The sequence below is a fragment of the Mesorhizobium sp. WSM4847 genome (assembly GCF_055811335.1).
The window spans coordinates 287,287-293,449 of the sequence record NZ_JBVVPY010000002.1 but is presented as its reverse complement, the minus strand read 5'-3'; the positions used below and the strand labels follow the sequence as shown (position 1 = coordinate 293,449).

The window sequence follows — 6,163 nt, the reverse complement described above, 5'->3', positions numbered from 1 at the left end:
AGCGGGTCTCTCAGGCCGGCAATATAGAATTGGCCATCGCGCACCTTTTGTTCGGCAACGATGATGCCCGGCTGGGTTCCCAGTCGCGACACATAGGCCTGCCAGTGCTCCGCCGCGCGTGCTTCGGGGCTCACATCACGAACCTTGGAGATGTCGAATACCGGTCCGCCTGCCTCAAGCTGTCGGGCCGCTGCGCGTGCCCGATCTATCCAGGTGTCGGGAGCGTCACCCTCGGCAACGATGCGATCCTCGACGATCGAAAGCCGAACCGATTTCGGCGGGGTCAGCGACGCCGTCAGCCGCTTCAGCACGAACTCCGGCTCAAGGCTCTGATAGAATTGCCACTGCGAATGAACGCGGGCGGGATCGACCTGGGTTCCGGACAACAGCGACTGCGGGTCGGCGGCAAGCGGGTCTCTCAGGCCGGCAATATAGAATTGGCCATCGCGCACCTTTTGTTCGGCAACGATGATGCCCGGCTGGGTACTCAGCCGCGACACATAGGCCTGCCAGCGTTGCCCGGATTGCCAGGAAAAAAAGAACCAACCGCCTGCCGGAATCAAAACCAGCAGGACTGCAGCCACCACCAGCCACGGAAATCCCTGGTTTGAGTCCTCCTGCTTCAGTTCAACGCAGGATTGCAACTGCGTCTCTATGCCGGCCAACTGCGAACTGTCGCCGTCAAACTGCTCTAAAGCCTGGGAGTATTCATCATGGATGCGAAACAACACATCGCGAACGATTTCATGTAATTCCTCTGGCGGATTTCCCCGGATCACCGCGACCAAGGTCGCAAACGGTCCAACTTCCGACCAGAGACGAAGCTCTCCGAAACGGATAGTGTCCAGGCCGCTTTGTTCTTTCTCGTTAAATGAGTCTTTCACAAAATCTTGAATAGCACTAAGCATCGAAGAAATGAGTTGAGGATCTTCGCTCGTTGCATTATCGGCTGTTACATGCGCTATCAAAATCCCGGAATTGCGGTTGATGAGAAATACATGCTCTACACGATAGACAAGAGAATGCTTAAGAACAACTTCTGAGAAGCTTGCACCCGTTCTCCAAGCTTCAAATCTCCACTTGAGCCCATGCCAGGTAAATATATGTCTTAGAGTTTCATTCAGCGACTGAAAGGTCTGATCGATCTTTTCCCCGATCGACTTGCGAATTGCCGGCAGAAACACCGGGTATAATATATCCGTAAGCGTGCGCGGGCTCTTCTGGATGGACCGCTGCACGGCCCTCTCGACAGCTGGCGCAAGGGCCTCGCCGAGTTGCGCATGAGGCGCACGTGCGGCTGCACTGGGGAGAACACCCCCCACTGCAGCCGCAAGCTGCTCAGGTTCGTCGAGCAGGTGCGCAACTCGTGAAAGCTCCGAAATTTCGCGGCCGACCAGCAACTGGCGCAGCGTCTCCATGCGAGGATCGGCGGTTGGAACTCCGTAGAGACGCGCACGGTAGTCCGGATCGACGTTCCGAGCAATTTCGACCAAAAGATTAGCCAGAGCCTCGCGATCAATCTCTGGATCGTTCGAAGCTGCTCTTTGAGGAAGGCTGATTGGGTCGACGGTCGACGTCAAGTTCCGATCAACTCACTTTCCAGCTGCGTTCCGAGTTGTGCTTGCTGCCGACGGGATCCTGATTTAGACATTTTGCAACCTCGACAAACAGGCCGGCCAAAAGATTTCGGTCGGTCTTGACGTTGCTGAGATCGGAAAACATTTTCTCAATCAGCATCTGAATGCTTTCATTCTTTTGCTTGATTTCCTCACGCAGCAATTGATCGCTTCGATTTATCCGGTCCGCGACTTCGCGCTCAAGCTCGCTCAATTGATCCGACAACGCGCGCACCTGCTTTTCAAGCGCCTGATTTTGCTCGCGAAGATTCCGGTCAATCTCCTTGTCGGCCTCCGCTCGTGCATCTTTTTCGTTCCGCAATTGCGCCGCGAGCGATTCGACCTGCTTCTTTGCATTCGACTCGTACATTTCAAGATTGCGCTTGGCCTCGGATTCGACATCCTTGAAGCGCTGCAAGAACCGTTCTTCAAGCTTGGAAAAACGGCGGTCGTAGTCCTGCATCTGGTTGCCGAACAGCAGATCACGTATCTTGTCGACACCTACAGCGTCGCCGGACACCCCGCTCTCGCGGGCCTGGACCCCCATGAAGGCCAGCCCGTTTCCATCTGCATTGCTTATCAGATTTTCGTCCGCTTTACTTGCCGAAGAAGCGGTACTCGAAGATTCCTTAGCCATCCTTATGCCCCTTCATTTGAACACCTGCCACAGTGCAAAACCCAAAAACGCCCAAACATGTCAGCAAAATAGCCGGATCGCAAGCCGGAATCTTCTTGGCTTAAGCCAATTCGTGGGTCCCTTTTACATCTCTTGACTAGCGGCAAATGAACGGGTTCCGAGTTACGTCGCTCGCACATCTCTTCGTGATAGCAGGCATAACCGGCTAAGCTAATCGACCATTTGACGAAATCTACTATAGAAATGAGTAATACAATGTCAGTCTATAGCTACTTGGAACTCAATTAAGTAGTGCATATTCATTAGAAGTATCTAAAATAGCGGGTCTGGCGGTGCACATACTGTCTCGCACCCGGCTGTATACTGCGACGATCAGCTTCCGATGCGGGCCCAACGGTAGAAGGAAGGTCTTGTTTCGCACGGAGAGTGGCTGTTCGAGAATGCACCTCGGAATCGAGGCGTTGCGGTCGATAGCAGGGGAGCAATAGTCCCAATCACTGCAGTCATTCCCCCCAACGCTTCAGTGGGCTTGCATCTATTGCGTCCCGATTGCAAAAGACGTCAGGTTGCCATAGCTATTGCACGATGCCAGGGACCGCAGCTCGTGGTCATGGCGCCGACTCCGGGGATCGACGACATGAGTATGCGGCATGCTTGGCCTTGACGTCCCTCTGCGACAGCTGGCGCCCAAGCTCGGCGGCACGGATGCGAATGCTGCGCCCGGCTTCCAACATCGGTAGCACGACAGGAGCAAGCTCGCTCTGCAGCCAAATGGCGGCGTCGCGGCGGCTCGGAAGTGTTCGCAGGAGACTGTTTGGACGCAGTGTCGCTGAGGACCGTTTCCTTTGGCAGGAAATCGCCGGCTATGTTTCGGGACTCTTGTTCTACCTTCGAACCAGGCGCGGGTAAGACGGCGTGGCGCATAATCCCTTGGTTTCAATCGTGGTTCCTGCGCACAACGCGGAGGTAACGCTGCCGCGCGCACTCGATTGCCTTGTCGATCAGGAAATAGTGGATTGGGAGGCGATCGTCGTCGACGACGTCTCCACGGACGCCACCGCCGCGATCATCGCCGGCTATGTGGAGCACGATGCCCGGTTTCGGACGTTGAGCGCTTCTGCGTATAGCGCCGCGGGCGCGCGCAATAGCGGGATTTCGACATCGCGCGGACGTTGGCTCATGTTCCTGGATGCGGACGATTGGGTGGACGCCGGCTTCCTTGCGAAAATGCTGGCCGCGCTTGAAGCCGCGCCCGATGCGGTCACCGCCTATTGCGGTTCCCGGCGCGTGATGCCCGATGGCGAACTCACCCCGTCGAGCATCCCGACGGAGGTTGCGATCCAGCCCTTCGAAACATTCGCGCGCCGTTGCCCCATCCGCACTCACGCGCTGCTCGTCGACCGGAAGACAATTGTCGAGTTGGGCGGCTTCGATGTTTCGCTGCGCACCTGCGAGGACTGGGATCTGTGGCAGCGCCTGGCACGTCTAGGCAAACGTTGGGTGATGGTCGACGAGTCGCTCGCTTTTTATCGGACCAGTCCCAACTCGCTCACCCGCAATTCGACACAGATGCTGGCCGATGCGGAAATCGTGATCGCCCGCGGCTTTTCTCCTGATCCCAGGGTCAAAAAGCCAGCATCGGCTCATGCCAATGGTGCGATCGAAACGAACGGCCGCACCGCTTCCGAAGCACTCGCGTGGTTCGCGTTGTGGAACGCCGCGTCGGATTGCGGCAGCGGCCGCTGCTCGATCAGCCCGCAGACCCTGCGCGCGCTCCCGGCAGGACGTAAGTGGGCGCGTGAGATCGCCAAGGTGGCCTTCGATGGCCTTATGGTAGGAAGCCTATCGGTGCCAGCGCAATTGGCTGCCAGATGGGACAGGTTCGGCGGCTCCCTCACCGAGTTGATCACCGAACTCGGCAAGGTCTGGGACGATCCCGTCGCGGGTCGCCGCGTCCAGTATCACCTTGACGAAATGCTTCTCGACTTCGACGATCTTGCCGCGCCGCGCCGGCTGGCGCGGACGCTTGGAATTCGCGTCGATATTCGAAATCCGACCTCGATCGAACTTCCGGAAGGAATCGACCAAATTTATGCCTATCTGATGATGGATGGCCAGATCGAGGCTGTCGTGCAGTTCGGCGTACTCGGGAAAGTGACAAGGCGCCATTGGATTGAATTGGCCCGGGATTTCGTGCCCCCTGAGCGGCTTATACACAGTGCCGCGCGGCTTGCGAGGCGACCGCCTGTACGTGCCCCGCAACAGGGCGCCCGTGCCGACATGTCAGACATATCTGCAGCCGAGGCATTGTTGTCCATCGCCGGACGCCGGTCCGATCGGCACAGCCACTTCGGCAAATTCGCGCGGTTGGCCGCGGAAGCGCGGAGGCTGGTTCGGTCGAGCGCCGAAGCTACAGAGCCGCTTGCACCACCGCGCCGTGCATCGGCTGCGGATGGGCACGACGATGATCGCAGGTCGTTCTGGAATCGCCGTTTCGCGACCGAGGATCCCTGGAACTACGGTTCGTCCTATGAGCAGGAAAAGTATGAGCGGCAGCTCGAAATTCTGCCTGCCGGTCCGATCGGACGGGCGCTCGAGCTGGCCTGCGCGGAGGGGCACTTCACGCGGCAGCTGGCGCCGCGAGTGGCCCATTTGACCGCAACCGACATCTCCGCCGTCGCTATCGGGCGAGCGCGCGCGCGATGCAGCGATCAGCCGAATGTTGAGTTCGGCGTACTGGATTTCTGCTCGGACACGCTGCCTGGTGAGATGGACCTGATCGTGTGTTCGGAAGTGCTCTACTATCTGGATGATCTCGCCGAGTTGCGGCGCATCGCCAAAAAAATCGTCGAGGCATTGGCGCCTGGCGGCAGTTTCATCAACGCACACGCATTCGTATTACGCGACAATGTTGAAAGGACCGGCTTCGACTGGAACACATTCGGTGCACAAGCGATCTCAGAGACGCTGGCAGGGACCGAAGGCCTCGTCCTCGATCAATCGATCCAGACCGAGCTCTATCGCATAGACCGCTTCCGCCGCCTGTCACCGGACGAGGTGGCGACGGAACCGATGATCGATCATGCGCCAATCCGCGCGCGCCTCGAAATCGGCGTCGCGCGAAATATCGTCTGGGGCGGGGCGCGGGCCCTGCGCCGCGACGTTGCGCGTAGCGAGCGGCGGCAGCGTATCCCTGTCCTCATGTATCACAGCGTCGCCGATGAAGGTCCGGCCGCGCTCGCCCGTTTTCGGCTCACGCCCGCCGCATTCCACAGCCAGATGGCATGGCTGCGCGCCAATGGCTTTCACGCGATTAGGTCCGAGCAGCTGGAACGGTTCATCGCCAGCCGTCAACCTTTCGCTGGCCGCCCAGTGCTCATCACCTTCGACGACGGCTTCCAGAACTTTGCCGACCATGCCTGGTCGATCTTGCGAGCGAACGACCTGACCGCGGAAGTGTTCCTGGTGACGGACCTAGTGGGTGAAAGTGCACTGTGGGACGCCGACAGCGGTCCGCCGACACAGCTTATGGACGCCGGGACGGTGCAACGCCTCGCCGCCGAAGGTGCGTTCTTCGGAAGCCATCTGGCGACGCATCGCGCCATCGATGGTCTGTCGAGCTCCGACCTGGCCGCCGAGCTCCTGCGCTCTCGCATGTTCATCGAACGGTGGACCGGTCGGCCAACCACGGCGTTCGCGGCACCCTTTTCTGTCACCGACCGACGGCTTGGCCGGCTGGCCAAGGAGTGCGGCTATCGGATCGGCTTCGGCGGCAGACACGGGCCGGCGGACCTCGATTGCGATCCCATCGACCTTCCGCGCATCGAGATTCGCGGGGATCGCTCACTCGATGACTTTGTAGCCAAGGTCGAGGCCGTGCTCGAAGAACGGTGAACTCGTCTCGTCAGTG

2 protein-coding genes and 1 pseudogene are annotated in these 6,163 nt (G+C 58.9%); 1 reads left to right on the top strand and 2 read right to left on the bottom strand.

What is annotated here, in order from left to right; all coding sequences use genetic code 11:
• A pseudogene (locus AC0L28_RS04105) lies at positions 1-1,580 on the bottom strand (OmpA family protein); the annotation flags it as partial.
• Between the two features lie 7 nt (positions 1,581-1,587).
• A complete protein-coding gene (locus tag AC0L28_RS04100) occupies positions 1,588-2,253 on the bottom strand; it encodes a coiled-coil domain-containing protein (protein ID WP_031254520.1) in 666 nt (221 codons plus the stop codon).
• Between the two features lie 915 nt (positions 2,254-3,168).
• On the opposite strand from AC0L28_RS04100, the gene AC0L28_RS04095 reads away from it, so the two are divergent.
• On the top strand, positions 3,169-6,147 hold the full coding sequence (locus AC0L28_RS04095; protein ID WP_473475677.1) for a trifunctional glycosyltransferase/class I SAM-dependent methyltransferase/polysaccharide deacetylase: 2,979 nt from the start codon (positions 3,169-3,171) through the stop codon (positions 6,145-6,147).
• Positions 6,148-6,163 lie beyond the last annotated feature (16 nt).

What these genes read in the sequence shown, in the direction of transcription:
- AC0L28_RS04100 (WP_031254520.1), bottom strand. Translation starts at nt 2,253, where the DNA reads ATGGCTAAGGAATCTTCGAGTACCGCTTCTTCGGCAAGTAAAGCGGAC.